The sequence below is a fragment of the Paenibacillus uliginis N3/975 genome (assembly GCF_900177425.1).
In the GTDB taxonomy this organism is placed as follows: Bacteria; Bacillota; Bacilli; order Paenibacillales; family Paenibacillaceae; genus Paenibacillus_AQ; species Paenibacillus_AQ uliginis.
Map to the genome: position 1 here is coordinate 5,910,674 of NZ_LT840184.1, position 16,788 is coordinate 5,927,461.

Annotated in this window: 12 protein-coding genes; 5 read left to right on the plus strand and 7 right to left on the minus strand. The window is 46.8% G+C overall.

Annotation, left to right across the window (positions count from 1 at the left end; all coding sequences use genetic code 11):
• Positions 1-116 precede the first annotated feature (116 nt).
• The gene (locus B9N86_RS27510) at positions 117-767 is read right to left on the minus strand and encodes a hypothetical protein (RefSeq protein ID WP_208916228.1); all 651 of its coding nucleotides are present in this window, start codon (positions 765-767) and stop codon (positions 117-119) included.
• A gap of 158 nt (positions 768-925) precedes the next feature.
• On the opposite strand from B9N86_RS27510, the gene B9N86_RS27515 reads away from it, so the two are divergent.
• Entirely contained in the window at positions 926-1,663 is a 738-nt protein-coding gene (locus tag B9N86_RS27515) for a response regulator transcription factor (protein WP_208916229.1), read from the plus strand.
• Entirely contained in the window at positions 1,641-2,996 is a 1,356-nt protein-coding gene (locus B9N86_RS27520; RefSeq protein ID WP_208916230.1) for a sensor histidine kinase, read from the plus strand. Before B9N86_RS27515 ends, B9N86_RS27520 begins: the two co-directional genes overlap by 23 nt.
• 85 nt (positions 2,997-3,081) lie before the next feature.
• Here B9N86_RS27520 and B9N86_RS27525 read toward each other — a convergent pair whose 3' ends face one another.
• Positions 3,082-3,858 carry a DeoR/GlpR family DNA-binding transcription regulator gene (locus B9N86_RS27525; protein WP_208916231.1) on the minus strand — a complete coding sequence of 259 codons (777 nt, stop codon included), beginning with the start codon at positions 3,856-3,858 and terminating at the stop codon, positions 3,082-3,084.
• Between the two features lie 289 nt (positions 3,859-4,147).
• Here B9N86_RS27525 and B9N86_RS27530 point away from each other — a divergent pair, with 289 nt between their 5' ends.
• Positions 4,148-5,110 carry a metallophosphoesterase family protein gene (locus B9N86_RS27530; protein ID WP_208916232.1) on the plus strand — a complete coding sequence of 321 codons (963 nt, stop codon included), beginning with the start codon at positions 4,148-4,150 and terminating at the stop codon, positions 5,108-5,110.
• 20 nt (positions 5,111-5,130) lie between these two features.
• The gene (locus tag B9N86_RS27535) at positions 5,131-5,988 is read left to right on the plus strand and encodes an EamA family transporter (protein WP_208916233.1); all 858 of its coding nucleotides are present in this window, start codon (positions 5,131-5,133) and stop codon (positions 5,986-5,988) included.
• Positions 5,989-6,114: 126 nt separating this feature from the next.
• On the opposite strand, the gene B9N86_RS27540 is transcribed toward B9N86_RS27535, so the two are convergent.
• From B9N86_RS27540 to B9N86_RS27555, 5 genes are all read right to left on the minus strand, one after another.
• Positions 6,115-6,768, minus strand: coding sequence for a response regulator (locus tag B9N86_RS27540; protein ID WP_208916234.1), 654 nt, complete (start codon positions 6,766-6,768; stop codon positions 6,115-6,117).
• Complete coding sequence (locus tag B9N86_RS30515) at positions 6,765-9,413, minus strand: GAF domain-containing sensor histidine kinase (RefSeq protein WP_244562869.1); 2,649 nt, start codon at positions 9,411-9,413, stop codon at positions 6,765-6,767. The genes B9N86_RS27540 and B9N86_RS30515 overlap by 4 nt, the downstream gene beginning before the upstream one ends.
• Positions 9,414-9,457: 44 nt before the next feature.
• The gene (locus B9N86_RS30520; protein ID WP_244562870.1) at positions 9,458-11,851 is read right to left on the minus strand and encodes an ATP-binding protein; all 2,394 of its coding nucleotides are present in this window, start codon (positions 11,849-11,851) and stop codon (positions 9,458-9,460) included.
• A 334-nt stretch (positions 11,852-12,185) separates the two neighbouring features.
• Positions 12,186-13,586, minus strand: a complete 1,401-nt coding sequence (locus B9N86_RS27550; RefSeq protein ID WP_244563177.1) for an MATE family efflux transporter — start codon at positions 13,584-13,586, stop codon at positions 12,186-12,188.
• A gap of 237 nt (positions 13,587-13,823) precedes the next feature.
• Positions 13,824-14,747 (minus strand): ArsR/SmtB family transcription factor, encoded by a 924-nt coding sequence (locus B9N86_RS27555; protein WP_208916235.1) that lies wholly within the window; start codon positions 14,745-14,747, stop codon positions 13,824-13,826.
• A gap of 149 nt (positions 14,748-14,896) precedes the next feature.
• On the opposite strand from B9N86_RS27555, the gene B9N86_RS27560 reads away from it, so the two are divergent.
• Positions 14,897-16,687, plus strand: coding sequence for a glycoside hydrolase family 2 protein (locus tag B9N86_RS27560; RefSeq protein WP_208916236.1), 1,791 nt, complete (start codon positions 14,897-14,899; stop codon positions 16,685-16,687).
• Positions 16,688-16,788: the final 101 nt, after the last annotated feature.

A 16,788-nucleotide genomic window follows, 5' to 3' on the forward strand; every position in this document is an offset into this window, starting at 1 on the left:
CAGAAAAATCCGGAACCATATAAATAATCCCTGTCTCAGCCGTGACTGAAACAGGGATGGTCTTATTTTCAATATCTCCTTATATGTTCTTCTTGTGAGCTTTTCTCTCTATGTCTTTACTTTGCTGTTTCGTAATCCGCGATTTGCTGCTTGTATTGTGCCAATAACTTATTTAAAGCTTCCTTAATCTCAGTGGCATCTTTGGATTCAGCTGCAACAGATAGAGCGATTCTTGCCTTAGCGAAGGCAAGATCCGCTTCGCTAGATGATCCAGATCCTTCAGCCTCAATCGCCATTTCCTTAACCTCCACAGCTTCAGAGGAGAAGAAAACTTGATTGCTCGCTTCTCCAGCTTCTACCGGTACGGCAATACTTTCTACAATCATCTCATCGAGATTTACTTCTATAGCTTGATCAAGTATCTCATAAGCTTGATCGGGGGTAATGTTAGTCTTATCCATAACGGTAACAAATGAAGTTCCACTCTTTTCTCCAACGATCTTCCTGTATTGCTCCAGCGTCTTCTCCCACTCTTCCAGCGTATTCGGTGCGTAGGTTTTGGCTAGCTCCAAGGGATCTGCCAGTCTGCTTGCAGTGGACATGGAAATCGTTAGTACCTTAGCTGCCGGAGCAGAGGTGCCTTGGGTTACTGCTGTAGGGTTTGTTTCTTCGGGTACGCTAGCAGCGTTCGTTACAGCCGGGGCAGCAACTGTGGACATCAGCAGAGCGGACAGGACCAACTTTTTAATTATAGGATGATGATTCATGAATACAACACTCCTCTTCGGTTCGAATATATTACAAGTCCAAGTTTACGAAAAGGGTGTGGCAGATCATTGGTTGATTTGTGGAAAAACGATGGCACTCCTCCATAACTGATCCCAGCTTGATATACTGAATACAGAAAAATCTGGAGGTACCTTGAATGAATAACAGCTATCTCATTGCCATAGTGGACGATGATCAACATATACGCAATCTTGTGGAAGCCTATTTGTTAAAGGAAAATTACCGAATCATCGGTCTAGGCAGTGCCGAGGAAGCATGGACTTTATGGCAGACAAGCCCTCCGGACATGTGGGTACTCGACATTATGCTTCCCGGCATGGACGGGTACGAATTTTGCAGACGAATCCGGAGTGAGGCGGAAGTGCCGATCATTATGATTTCTGCAAGAGACAATGAGGTTGACAAAATATTAGGGTTGGAGCTTGGAAGCGATGACTATCTGGTCAAACCGTTCAGCCCTCGGGAGCTGGTAGCGCGTATTAAACGTCAGCTTCAGCGGTGGTATAAAATGAGCAACCCCTCAGAAGGGGCAAATAGCCTAACTGCGTACGCTCGCCTTGAAGTGGGTCAGCTCCAACTACTGCTGGAGGAAAGACGCGTATTTTGGTGTGGAGAGGAAGTTGATCTGACCAACAAGGAATTCTTAATGCTAAAAGTATTCGCCGATTCTCCGAACCGAGCCTTTACGAGAGATGAGCTGCTGACATTTGTGTGGGGAAATGATTACTTCGGAAGTGACCGCGCCGTTGATCATCTGATTAAGCGGATGCGAAAAAAGTTAGAGCATGTGCCGATCGAAGCGGTATGGGGACATGGCTACCGTCTGAGAACAGAAGGGAGTGTGCAAACCGATGAAGCTGGTACATCAAATTAATTTGGCCTTTGGCATCGCACTCGTTCTGGTACTCTCCATTACGGCTATTATCATCCATCATGTACTTTTAGATCATTTTATGGGAGCTCAAAAAGAAGAGTTAAAGTCCATGAGTGCCGTAATGACCGCTTCCTTGAGTCAGGAAAGTGCAGCGAGTGTCCTTATCGAAGACCCATTCGCCTCATTCCCCATGATCATCTCCCCTGCAGCTACAAGTGTTGATGCCATACTTACCGATGAGAACGGAAGAGTGTTGTCCACATCGGTACCTATGGATCGCTTCGAAATCATCACGGAGTCTTCAGCCCCCGAAACTTCAAATCTGCTAAACATTTGGAACGGGACGGATAAGCGGTTTATTACTGAAGTGAATGTCACACCTCAAGGAACACTGACCCTCTTTACGCCTGTTAGCAAAGTCCAAGCGATTGAACAAGCTCTGCTCAAGAGGCTGCTCATCATTTTCTGTGTGGTGGGCGCGTTTATGTTCCTATTCAGTCTATTTATCACTAAAAAACTGATCAAACCACTAATAAGGCTCCAGGAAGAACTCAAAAAGGTAAAAGAACGTCACTTTTCAGACGTTAAGCTGATCAAGGCCAGCGGAGAGATTGGGTCTGTCGCTCAATCGGTGTATGAGATGGCGGGGGAATTGAAGCGGTTTAACCATGTGCAGAAGCAATTTTTCCAAAACGCCTCCCATGAATTGAAAACACCGTTAATGTCCATATCTGGTTACGCCGAAGGCATCCGGGACGGCATCTTTGAAGGGGAGAGCGTCCGGAAGGGGCTCGATATTATTATGAGCGAGAGCGGCCGTTTGAAGAGCCTCGTTACGGAAATGACGCTGCTGGCGAAGCTGGACAGCGAGGAAGACATATTTCAACCTACGGAGGTTTGTCTGAAGGACCTGCTTATTGAAACTATTGAACGCATGAACCCTTTATTGATACAAAAAGGACTGACACTGCATACGTCGTACGATGATTATGAATTACTGACAGTTCATGCCGACAGGGAAAAGCTGTTGCAGGCGCTGCTTAATGTCGTCTCTAATGCAACCCGTTATGCGAAACAACAAATATATATTCATGCTGAAATCAAAAATAGCCGTGTTGAAATATCGGTCACCGATGATGGACCAGGAATACCGGAAGACCTGCTTCCTTATCTGTTCCAGCGATTTGTCAAAGGAAAAGACGGAGATTCGGGACTCGGGCTGGCCATCTCCCGTGCAATCGTCGAGCGTTGTGGAGGGCTGATCACGGCAGGCAACCTTAGAGAAGGCGGAGCGGTGATCTCGATGAAGTTCCCTGCAGTAGCACATATTTAACTGGTCTTCGCTATGAGTTCAGGTTCAGGCGGAACTATTAAAAATCCAAAGCCTCAATGGTTTTGGATTTTTAGTTGTATCCCGCTTATACCTTCTCGCCTGTCAGAACTTCAACATCTAGCCTATTCAGCGCATCAATCCATTCCTGGGAACAGCCTGAGTCGGTCACAATCATGGATATTTGCTCAATAGGTGCAATATGGGCAAACGTTGTAACGCCGAACTTGGAATGGTCCGCGACAACAATGGCCTCTTCCGTTCTGGACATCATTTTCCGAGACAGCAACGCTTCATCCACATTGTACTCGGTAATGCCGTCCGAGAGCGAGATGCCGCCTGCAGAAATAAACGCCTTGTTTACCTTAAACTGATCCAACAGCTGATAAGCGATAGGTCCTGTTGCCGCTTGAATGCCCATATTCACCTCGCCGCCCGCAAAAATAATTTTCCCCTGGAAATCTTCCAACGCGCACGTTAGAATTGGCACAAAGTTAGTAATGACTGTCACATCGGCACGGTCTTTAAGATGCCGCATGATTTCCAGCGTGGTTGTACCGTTATCCAGCATAACCGTTTCCCCATCCTTAACGAGGGAAGCCGCCATTTTCCCAATAGCCTGCTTCTCGCTTTGAAACATCTGGGACCTCTTTATAAACGTCGGCTCGATCCACTCGGAACGTACCTGTACCGCGCCGCCATATACTTTGCGCAGCCTTCCTTCCTTCTCCAATCGGTCCAGGTCGCGCCGGATCGTTTCCGTAGAGACATTGAATAACCCGGCAAGAGCGTGCACCTGCACTTTCCCTTCAATACTTAACTGAGCAAGAATCGTTTGCCTTCGTTCTTCATAGGTTAAGGACATATCTCTTTCCTCCTACATTGGTTTCATGTGTATTGATGTTGTTTTTATTCAGTGTAAAGTCCTATGCTGGTTGTTGTCAAACGGCCATAGTTACGTAGTCCGATCTATATATACGCGATATTCACACATCTTGGAGTTTAATCAAATGAACGTTACATTATTTTTTACTGTGTAAAAATGAATTGACAGATCCTCACTTAGATAATAAGATCAACAAGAAACCACATGAAATAACGCAAATCAACATCAACACCATATCTCATCGATTGATCGAGGGGGAAATTTTGAAATGAGTAACCAATTATCTTTTCGGCAAGACGGGACCTTTACCATTGTGCAATTTACCGATCTTCATTGGAAGGACGGAAGAGATGAGGATCAGCGCACCCGTAAATTAATGGAGCTTACCTTAGAGGCGGAGAAGCCGGATCTCGTTGTATTTACAGGGGATGTCATCTATACCGGTCCTGTCGCACCCGGCGAGTCCAAATGCAGTAATCCGTCACAAGCTTTCTGCGATGCGGTTGCTGCGGTCGAGGAAAGCGGTATTCCGTGGGCCTGCGTATTCGGCAATCACGATACTGAAAGCGAAATCACTCGTAAAGAGCTCATGCAAGTCGTGCGATCACATCAACATACCGTAACTCAGGCGGGACCCGAAGAGCTTGCCGGCGAAGGTAACTACATACTGGAGCTTGCAGATCCGAAGGGGAAACCAGCGGCCAATCTATATTTCCTGGATTCAGGCGACTATTCTCCTCTTCAGCACGTTGCAGGCTACAACTGGATACAACGGAATCAAATTCAATGGCTGACGGCCGAGTCGGCTCGATTGAATCCTCCGGAGCGGGAAAGCAAGCTTCCTGCACTCGCATTCTTTCATATCCCTGTTCCCGAATATAAGGAAGTATGGGACACCCAGATTTGCTACGGACACAAATTCGAAAACATCTGCTGCCCACCTGTTAACTCGGGGCTGTTCGCAGGGCTGCTTGAGATGGGCGACGTTATCGGCACATTTTGCGGACATGACCATATTAACGATTACCATGGTACCTTACACGGGATACGCCTCTGCTACGGACGGGCAACCGGCTACAATACGTATGGCAGAGAAGGTATGATGCGTGGTGCGAGGGTAATTCGTCTGACCGTAGGGGAGTCCGATTTTAACACATGGCTTCGCCTTGAAGATGGCTCGGTCGTAACCGAACAACCACTTCATGATCCTCATTCCACGAATGAAGATTAACAACTAAGGGAGAAGGCCTAATGCTATTACCTATATTGCTCGTTATTGCCTCCGGTATGGCCCACGCCGTCTGGAGCCTATTCACCAAAAGAAGTCTTAACAAAAGCGTTTTTCTATGGTCAATCATGATGCTGTGCACTGTTCTGCTCCTGCCGACCTTAATTACGGAGTTGTGGCACAATCCCCTATCTGGGGGTGCGTACGCTCTGCTGCTACTGTCTGTTATCCTGCAAGCCGTCTACTCCTGGCTATTGTCCCAGACGTATGAGCTTGGCGATTTATCGCAGATCTATCCGATTATGCGGGGGACCAGCACACTGCTCGTGCCGATCATCGGGGTGATCTTTCTCCGAGAATCGCTGTCTTTGTTTGGTTGGATCGGGATTCTCTTTATGCTCAGCGGCTTCATTATCCTTAGCGGAGTAGGATCTCGTCGCAAACACCCAGGGGCCCCGATGCAAAGCTTAAAACCTGTTCTCATGGCGCTGAGTGTCGGACTTGTCACCACCAGTTATGTATTCGTTGATAAATTGAACCTTCAGCATATTTCACCCTTGGCACTGCTGGAAGTGACAAATATCGGTTTTGTGGCTGGCCTGACTCCACAGGTTCTCAGATCCAAGGCACTGCGGAAGGAGTGGCAAGTTAACCGTTCTACGATTTTGCTTGGAGCTATTCTGAATCCGGGCTCCTATCTGCTGTTCCTCTTTGCCATGCAGCAAGCACCAATGGCTCATATTAGCCCCTTGCGGGAAACAGGAACGGTATTTGCCACGTTCCTCGGTATCCTGGTCCTGAAAGAGCAACAGGGCTTGAAACGGATTGTCTGTTCCATCATCATCACCTGCGGCATCATCCTTATTGGCATGTGGGGCTGAATCAGTGCGGAGGAGTAGAGTAGCCCTCTATTAATACATTACTAAAAACGGACACCAATTGGTGTCCGTCTTATATTCTATAAAGTAAATTAATTATATTTCCGGCTAGATCGGCTTCCATAAAATTTACATAAAAGCTTGAAGCCGAATAATCGCCTGCGCCCGGTCAACCACCTCCAATTTACTATAGAGATTGCTGATATAGTTGCGAGCTGTACCCTCGGCGATATGCAGCGTATCGGCAATTTCACGATTATTCAATCCCTTGATAATGAGCCGTGCCAACTCTTCTTCGCGTTCGGTCAGCTTGATGTGACCCGCTCCGCTTCGCTGCAGGTATTCATAATCCTCCGCCAGTCGGTTCATTCTCGCTGCTAATTTGGCTGCAACGGAAGCAGGCAGAATGAATTGCCCTGATACTGTATCGCGAATCGAAGCAATCATTTTATCCGCATCCATATCTTTAAGCATATAGCCGCTTGCTCCGTGTGCCATACCTTCAACGATATAATCAGTCTCTATAAAAGTGGTCAGGATCAGAATAAACGTCTCCGGGCTGCTCCGCTTTATTCGCTTCAACGCACTAATTCCGTCCATGACAGGCATTTGAATATCGAGCAGTACCAGATCAGGATGGAGCGCCTCTACCATCTCGCAAGCCTCTTCACCGTTTTTTGCTGCGCCAATGACTTCCATATCATCTTCCAAGTCCAAAATGGTTCGGAGTCCCTCTCTTGTCAGCAGTTGATCATCGGCAATGACCATCCTTATCTTTCTCATACTCTATCCCCAATCCAGCGCATTTGGTACGGCAGATCAATCCTTAGCAGACAGCCTTGGTTAGGCCGGGAATCGATAGATAAGCTGCCTCCCAGCTGTTCAACACGTTCTTTCATCGCTTTCAATCCAAATCCCATCACAATGTTACTTGTGCCTATTCCGCAATCTTCGAGCCTAAATTGCAAATATTCTCCGACAGGCTCCAGACTAAAGCGAAACTCTGTACTTCTGCCATGCCTGATCCCATTGGTCAGACCTTCCTGAAGTGCATGATAGATCGCCTTTTTATGGGCTGTCGACATCAACTCAGGCAGTTCATAAACAGCCGTATGGATGACAACTCCCGCATTTCGTTCCGTCTCTCGAATCAGTTGATTCAACATGATGGATAGATCTGCATACTTGTCCTCTCTTAACATATGAACAGAGCCCCGGATTTCATTCAGGCTGCGCCGGACAAGATCTTGTGCCTCATTCAGCCGCTGAACACCGCTCTCCATATCCTTATAGAGCAGCCGCTTTCCAGCTTCAATCTGTAAAATCGTGGATGTAAGTGTATGTCCGACAATATCATGTATTTCCTGAGCAATTCGATTCCGTTCCTCATAAACAGAAATCTCCGCCAGAGCTGCAGACGCCTCGCGCATGGATCTCTCCAGACTACGGGTTCTCTCCTCGACCTGAATCTCCAAATTTTTCTTAAGATATTGAATGCCCGAGTAAAGCTTGGCATTTGCGATCGAGATAGCGCATTGTGAGCCAAGCAGCTTAAGCACATCCAGCCGTTGCGGGGTAAATATGCCGGGTGACAGCTTGTTCTCCAAATAGAGCAAACAAATTAAGTTGTTCTGATTCATAACGGGGAGGCAGAGAACTGATTTCAGCCCTTTTTCCCTAACATATGAATTACGCACAAACATCCCTTGGCTGGCCGCATGATGCAGCACGATCTCCTCTTGCGTTCTCGCCGCATATCCGATAATGGCTGCCGGAACAACGTCCGACTCTTCCCCAAGAGGAACGGACTCGATGTGAATCCTCTCCACCGTACCATAAGCTTCAATATTCCATCTGCCTTCATGGTCGATAATGACCGCTCCATAATCTGCTCCAGCATTGTGGAGCATAATACGCATCAGCGTAACCAGTAATCGGCTCATCTCCATCTCGCCTGATAAAGCTTGCGCAGACATGACAACAGATAAGGAATCGACGCTCTCCAATCCGGACTCTCGCTTGACGTTTAGAAGATGAGGATATTTTTGCTCCAGATCAGCTGCTTTTACCAGCGCTCCCCATTGCAAATAGGCTTCATGCGCTTCGGTCATGTAAATCTCCGCAAGATGCAGCTTTCCCTGATGAAGACCGTGTCTGCCGTAGCACTCAGCCGTCATCGCCAAATCGTGAATATGACCGTACAGACGGGCAGCCTCAATGGATTGCTCATACAGCTCTTCAGCCTGACGATTCTTACGTGACAGCCGGGCCATTTCTGCTTTGATCAGCAAATATTTATGTTGATAATTTTCCGGGCAACGAAGGGCCAATTGCTTCATTTTCTTCAGACGTATTCGCATATTCGTCCAATATACACGTTGTTCCCGGGGTGAAGCCTCATCGTATAGCTGGGCCCAGACCAATGATTCGTAAAAATATTGAAGAGTATAGTCAACGTGGTCTTGACGCGACTCCAATATAGCACCCGATTTGATCAATGCCTCATTCGCTTCCCGATATTGACCGAATAAATAGCCGGGTAAATACTGATAAATGCAAACCAGCTCTTCGATCATATGAAACGAGTCCCCATGAACCGATTCGACAAACTCCGATCCTCTAACATTCTCTATTTCAAATGGATCATTAGGTGAGCGATTACCCGTTAATCGAACCAGGAGCGCAACAAATATGGTAGTTTGCTTACAATGAAGACTGTTATTATGTCGTAAAAAATCACCAGAATGGGAAATCAACCGATCATAAATATCTCCGAGTGGATGACCGTACTGCAGAAGTGAAGCACAATTGATCAACACACTCTGATTCCCCTGCCACAGATCTCCGGATTCCAGACCCATTTGGCCGACATACTCGGTGAACGTGTTAAGCATACCCGGATCAAAACGTCGCCAGCTGTTGTAACAGAGTGAGAATGAGGTCAGTGCCATCGCATGAAATGTCGGGTACGGTTTCGATAAGCTACAAGCCAGCATACCCCATTTGAATGTCTCATCATCATTACGGAAGTGATAATACAGAAACATCGCATAGCCTATAAACCCGATTGAAGCCTCTGGAGTTATACCATAATCCAGCGTCAATTCGAGCATCGTGAAATTGGAGGCGAGCCAGCCCTTTCGGTTCACAAAAAAACAGGCATTGCTCGTATAGACCAATACGGACATGGCCACTTTGCGCACTTCATCGGTCATAGGAGGCAGATATCTGAGCGAATCGATGGGGTGCTTCCGGAGTTTTCGGCTCAGCCGTAACCATTGAAAAGTCAATTGTAAAGAGTTTGGATTAAAATTATGATTCAAATTCAACAATTTCAATGTATTACGGCCTAAGGAAATGACCTCTTCATAGTTATCGTTGCTCGCTTCCAGTTGGATCTTCATCACGTAGACGCGTGCCTTATCCATATTTGTCGACGCTTTGCTAAACAGCAACTGAAACAAATCATTAGCTATTCAAAATGGGCGCATAAATATTCCAACTCCGCCCTCTCCCGAAAAATTTGAAAGAAGAGCTCGTAGTTCTGATCCCAATGATCTTCCTTTAGCAGTGCTGTCGCATGACGCAAATATCCGAGTGATGTCTCGTAAGCCGTTGATTGCTTCGCCTTTAAGCCCGCCTGCAGGTTAAGTTTCGCCAAGTCCTGACACTGCTCGAAACATTCCATCCGCTGCACAGCCTGATTCAAATGATTAGCGACTTCGAATACGGTCACGTCATCGCTGATTTCCATTCGATCCATCAGCAGTAAACCAATCTTCAGATGCAGATCGGGCTGCTCGTCCTCCGAAACAAGAGCATATGCGGCCTGATGAATGCGGACATGTTGAAATTTGTACGACTTAGCATCACTACTGCTAACTTGCTGCAACAAACGCTCCTCCACAGCACTATCCAGTACTTCCATAAGCTCCTCTACAGGCAGATCAGTAATGCTGGAGAGTGTGCCTAGCTGAAATCGACTGCCCAAAAATGCAGCCCTTCCCAGTACAAACACCATCTGGTACGATAAAAGCCGCATTTTATCCGACAAGTACGCAGCTGCATTATCCGGTACGTTCATTTCCTTTATCAGCTGTATATTCCACCTCCAGCATCTGCCTGACTCGTCAAAGGTTATTTGCTTATCATCGATCAAATCCTGAAGGAATTGTTTTAGGAAAAATGGATTTCCATCCGTCTTATGAAACAACACTTTAGCCAGTTCATCCGTATTAACAGCTTCGTATCGCATAGCATCACTTAACCATTGCTTCAGATCGGCGAGATCAAGAGCCCTCAGCGGTATTCTATTTATCGCTATGTTGCGCTCTACAAGCTTTTTCTCCAAAATACTAATCGGATGCAGCTCCGTAATCTCCCGATCATCTCGATAAGCCAGGGCTACCAGTAAATGCTTCGTTACCCTGTCCTCCAACAGAAAAGAAAGATATTGCAGCGATGCTTCATCCGCCCACTGAACATTGTCGAAAAACAACACAAATGGTCGATCTTGATGAAAAAACAATTGAATAAACCGGTTCATAATCTGATGAAACCGTTCCTTAGCTTCTAGCGGGGGCAGCGGCTGGACAGAAGGCTGCTGGCCAATAAGCAATTGCAACCTGGGAACTAGTTCGATCAACAGAGCCCCATAACCATCCAATGCTTTTAAAATTCGCAGCTTCCAGACTTCAACCTGCAGTTTAGTCTCCATCAGCAGTTGGCTGACCAATGTATCGATCACTTGATTCCATATGTCATATGGACGTGCAGTATGATGGGGGTCAAACTTGCCCATAGCAAAAAATCCTTCAAATGGAACCACTTTTCGAAAAGTTTCCTTAATGAAGGATGTCTTCCCGATTCCACCGTTTCCGCTAACCCAGACCGTCTCCACAGTTCTGTCCGAAGCTCGCTGCAGCGCTTTTCGCAAACTTCGCTGTTCGGACTGTCTTCCATAAAACTGGACCGGCACAATCCAGCGCTCCGGAATATCATGGCTTGCCAGCACAAAGGACTCGACTTGCCCCGAGGCTTGAAGCCTCGCCACACATTCCTCGAGATCCGTCTTGATCCCAAACGCACTGGCATACCTCGCTTCCGGCATTTTTTCCATACATTTGCTGACGATGTCGGAGACGGGTTGAGGTATTGAAGAAAATCTTTCATGCAGAGGCTCCGGCGTACCGGCAAGATGACGGTAGACAATGTCTACTACGTCCTGAAGCTCGAAAGGCAGCCTCCCTGACAAACATTCATAAAGAATGACTCCAAATGAATAAAAATCAGAGCGGTAATCAGGTGTCACACCTGTTCTTCCCGTCTGCTCTGGGGATATGTAAGAAAGCACAGCATCCGGTCGATCCATGGACAGCGACAATGGACTCTTGCTCTGATCTGTTGAACACATGCGGATATCAATCAGCTTCACTTCATAAGTGGCGGGATTGACCATCAGTTGAGAGGGGGTTAATTCATTTAGCGTTATGTTGTCACGATGTAATTGCATAAGGCAATCGGCAGCAGATGCAGCGATACGGAACCGGGCAGAAAGATCTAACGTATTTGCATGTGAACGCAATACCCGATCGAGAGTGCTTCCCTCCATATCTTGTAAGAGCAGAACAGGCCGATCCGCCATGATCTCCAGGCTGTAAACTTCAACTGCTCCTCTGCCGCCCAACTTTCTTAGCATGTCATACTCGTATCGAAAGGCGTCAACCATGACAGGTCCCGGGTATTCCTCACATGTCGTTTTGGCTATAACCATTCGTCCGTCCTCGTAACGCATCAATCTGTACAGCTTTATGTCACCGCTATTACCTATTACGCCCAATGTTCGGTACCCTGGCATCTCAAACATATATCGCACTCCCTAGCTCCAAATAGGTAGACAGAACGTTTTAAGATCATAACTAACAAATTAATACTATTATACATTGGAACATGCAGATGATGACCGCATCATCTAACAATATATCCTAATCATAATGTAATGCCATTTCGACAAATAGTGAGCGTTGTCATCATTCTTGTCATGTGACATCAGGAGATAGGGACTATGAATACTAACCCTGCCTTAAACACGTAAAGAAAAAGAGCACCTTGATCGGTGCTCTTACGAGTGCTCTTTCACATGATTAGCTTCTATACCATTGTTGGGCCTACCCAAGTTTGTTCTTTTTAAAAAAAAACACTTAAATGAGCTTATGCGCATACCACTTCTTCCCGCGGAAACGCCACAGGAAGATCGCGCCGCGCACGCCCCATTCACAGTTCATCGCCAGCCAGACCCCAAGAATGCCAATGCCAAGAACGATGCCCAGAATATATCCAAGCACGACCCGGAACAGCCACATTGTCAGCATCGAGGTGATCGAGGTGAATCGCGAGTCGCCTGCCGCTCGGAGCGCTGAAGGTAGAATAAAGCTAATGGACCACAGCGGTACCTGCACAATGGCATTGATCAAGAGGAGCCAGAAGATATCATCTACAATCTCAGCGGGAGGATCGAATAAACCTACCAACGGACGGAAGAACGGCATTAGAATCAAACCGGCCAGCGCCAGGGAGCAGGATCCCAGCACGAGAAAGGATTTGATGAACTTTCGGGCGTCCGCAATATTCCCTCGTCCGATGCATTGGCCGACAACCGTTACAACGGTTAGAGATAAGGCACTGGCGGGGATCTGAAACACACCGGCGAGAGAAGATCCGATGGCATTGGTTGCAATGGCATACGTACCCAAACCGACGATGAACACCTGAGTTAATAATTTCCCCCCGTTAAAAAACATCTGTTCCGCAGCAAACGGAAGGCCGATGAACATAATTTTACGGAGCATGGAGAGCGGAATGTGAAACAGATCGCGAACGCGTAGATGCAGTGTAGCATCCACTTTGAACAAATAATATAGGGCGCAGACAGCCCCCGCATAACGGGCGATGTTCACGGCGAGTGTCATCCCCATTACACCCATATTCAGAAAATTGATAAAAACGATGTTCAGCAAAACGTACAGTACGTTCATAATCAACGAAAGGGCCAGCGATGCCCGGGTCTTTCCGATCCCTCGGAGTGCACCGCAAACCGCTTGAACAACCGCTATGCCCACAAAGGAAGCACTGCTCCCGATCAGATAAATCCTGGCACTGTCCAACACATCTGACGAGGCCGAGCCAAACAAAATATTAAGCACCGGGTTGTGCATCCCCATGATCAGGAGACCAATTCCCAAGGCGATCAGGGCAACCGAGGTTACGGTGCTAGCAGAAGCCCGGGACACCATCAAGTCATTGCCGCTTCCTTTATACTGAGCCACCACAACCGTCCCCCCGGTCGCTACAGCCACAAACACATTAATCAGAAAAATGTTCAGTGAATCGACCATATTCACCGCACTGACCGCCGCCACCCCTGACGAACTGATCATGGCCGTATTCACTAGATTTAACCCGATGATAAAGGCCTGGTCGATCAAAATCGGAAAAAACAAGGCAAAAATCTGCCGGTAATCCATCGACTCCCCAGAAAAATATTTATTCAAAATACCATTCATTTGCATTTGCATTCGTCTACGAAGCTGATTCAATGTCATCACATTCTTTTCGTTTAAATCAAGCAGAAACGGCTTGCTGTCCTTATTAAGACGGCGGCCGTTTCTGCGAGAAAAAACTCTTCATCCGAAGAGCTTCTAATAACGGTAATCATGAATTTATATCACAAGGATGAGCCTCTCACGAGAGTGATCCCTTTTACCCCAGCATTTGATTGGAGAATATCACTGTAACCGGATTCTGTCAATGAAACAAACTATACTTAAAATGACGGTCTTCTATTGATATTCCCACGTCACTTCAATGTCCTGATCATAGTTGCCGAAGCCGCGGCCGAACAGACTGACACCTCCTGGATGCCTGGCCGAGGGGAGCGAAGCAATTCGCAGTCGGATATCCTGATTGCTCTCAATCGAAATCTCGTGTACTGAGAAGTCAGACATGCGGACACCATCGAGAAACGTTCCTTCGTGTGTGACAAGCAACGTCTTTAGCAGACCATACTGCGTTGATTTTTCCGTCCACCATGCGGGAGAATATCTCCCTTTTTTATCACCAAAATCACCTGGGCAGGTCCAAGTGAGCAGTTCCTTCCCGTTTAACGAAAATGTAATATCCGACGGCCAGTCCTCCTGAAAGCCCGGAGCCTCCGAACATACTTCCAACGAAATACATAAACTGGATAGCTGCTCCGTCGCCACCGAATAGTTTGGCAGTCTGTACTCCACATATCCGCTTGCAAACCAGAGATGACCTGCTTTCACATGCTCAGGGTCTGAAAAATACCGCGGATCATCCACGATCCCGATTAGCTTGTCCCTTGAAGCCAAACCGCAGGTTGGCGTGACCTGATAATCGACATACTGGCCTATCGGAATCGAGCATGTGTCACCGGCGGCTGCCAAGGTCGATACTTCTTCTGTAACAGGAGGTTCCTGAAACTGCAGTTCTACTTGCGTAAGTTTCAGGGAGCAGCGCTTCTGCACACCACGGATCCCCGGTACATTTTCTGTTTGAACAATGCCTGCTTCCTCCAGCTTCTGAATATGCTTCGTTATGATAGCAGAAGAGAACTGCAGCTTCTCTGCAAGATCCTTAATGTTATGCGGTTCCTGCCGTAAATAATCAATGATGCGAAGTCGTGTTTCAGAGCCAAGGCATTCATAGAAAGCCAACTGCTCGATACTTACTGGTATTTTCATAGCAGAGCTCCTTTCAAACCCATTATATAACTTCAAGGTTAATCAAACAACTTGATAATTGACAAAACAAACAAAAGGGCTATAATTCAAATTAAAGTGAACTTATTTGTTTATGATTAACTTTTAAGTTAATGAAAGGAGTTTCACAAATGAATTCAGCAATTTCACAACAACCACAACTAAGACCCGAACACCCACAGCCGCAATGGGAGCGTAAACAATGGCTAAACCTGAATGGCGAATGGGAGTTTGAGATGGACGATCAGCGTACAGGTGATTCGAATCGCTTGTATGCACAGGAGCAGTCACTTAGCGGCCGGATTCAAGTGCCATATTGTTACCAGAGCAAGTTGAGCGGAATTACTGACACAGGCATTCATGATCTGGTCTGGTACCGCAAATCCTTTACCTTACCGGCAGACTGGACCTCGAAGCAGATTTTGCTGCACTTCGGTGCAGTTGATTATAAGGCAGATGTATGGGTGAATAGACAGCATGTCGTTTCACATGAAGGAGGACATACTCCATTTTTCGCAAATATCACACATACGCTGCAGGATGGAGATAATATCATTACCGTAAGAGCTGAGGATTACAGCAAGGATAATGCTTTGCCGCGCGGTAAGCAGTACTGGAAAGAAAAGTCGGAATCCATTTTCTATACAAGTACAACTGGCATATGGCAGACCGTATGGCTGGAGGCTGTAAACACCGTCCACATGGACAAAGTAAAGTTTACCCCTGACATCGATCGCAACGAAGTTCTATATCGATTGTATGTGAATGGACTAGCCTCGCTTGCAGCAGCGTCTAAAGTTGAAGCCTGCTTCACGGTAACTTTTAAAGGCAAAGTCATGGCAGAGCATCGGATCCGTGTAAACCATCGTGAAGAGTGGGGCTCCATCGGCTTAAACAATGAATACAACAATCGTGGAGGAGAATATCATTGGACACCGGAGAACCCCAATCTTCTGGATGTGTCTCTTCAACTTCTTGTGGATGGCCAAGTGACAGATGAAGTAGCCAGCTATTTAGGCATGCGTAAGGTCTCTATCCAGTATGGCAAGTTGAGCTTGAACAATCATCCTTATACGATGCGGCTCGTGTTGGACCAGGGGTATTTTCCGGAAGGACTATTGACAGCTCCGACTGATGCAGACTTTATCAAGGATATCGAGCTGACAAAATCTATGGGTTTTAACGGCGTGCGCAAGCATCAAAAGACAGAGGATCCTCGCTTCCTGTACTGGGCAGACCGAATGGGACTTCTCGTTTGGGGAGAAGCGGCTAACGCGTATCAGTTTACACCTACGTACGTTAACCGTTTTATGAATGAATGGCAGGAGATCATCGAACGGGACTACAATCACCCTAGTATCGTGGTCTGGGTACCGCTCAATGAAAGTTGGGGTATTCCACTAGCAAAAACAGACACATGTCAGCAACACCACGGTCTTGCCATGTATCACACCACGAAGTCGCTCGATCCTACAAGACCGGTCATTTTTAACGATGGCTGGGAGATGATGACGACCGATATTGTCGGCATACACGATTATGAATGGAGAGAGCAAGTACTGGCTGAGCGATATGCTACAGTAGAGAGCACGGTCCAATACTCACCTTCTATGAATCCTTTATTCGTGGGTGGTGCACAGTATGAAGGGCAACCGATATTAGTGACCGAGTTTGGCGGAATTAAATTTAAGAAGAGTGAATGGGAAGGCTGGGGATACTCAGGCGCAGAAGATGATGAAGATTTTAAGGCGCGCCTGCAGGCTGTAATTCATCCACTTTACCTCTCTCCAGTCGTTCAAGGCTTCTGTTATACACAACTAACCGACGTGGAGCAGGAGATCAATGGATTGCTAACCTATGATCGTGAGCCCAAGCTTCCATTGGAGGTTATTCATCGGATCGTAACGGGTCAAGGGCTGTAAAATAACAATTGTACGTACGATATAAAAGGAACCCCGGAGTACAGCATCAGTCTGTGATGCTGTACTCCGGGGTTCCTTTGTTTTGAATTTACCGTTAGTCA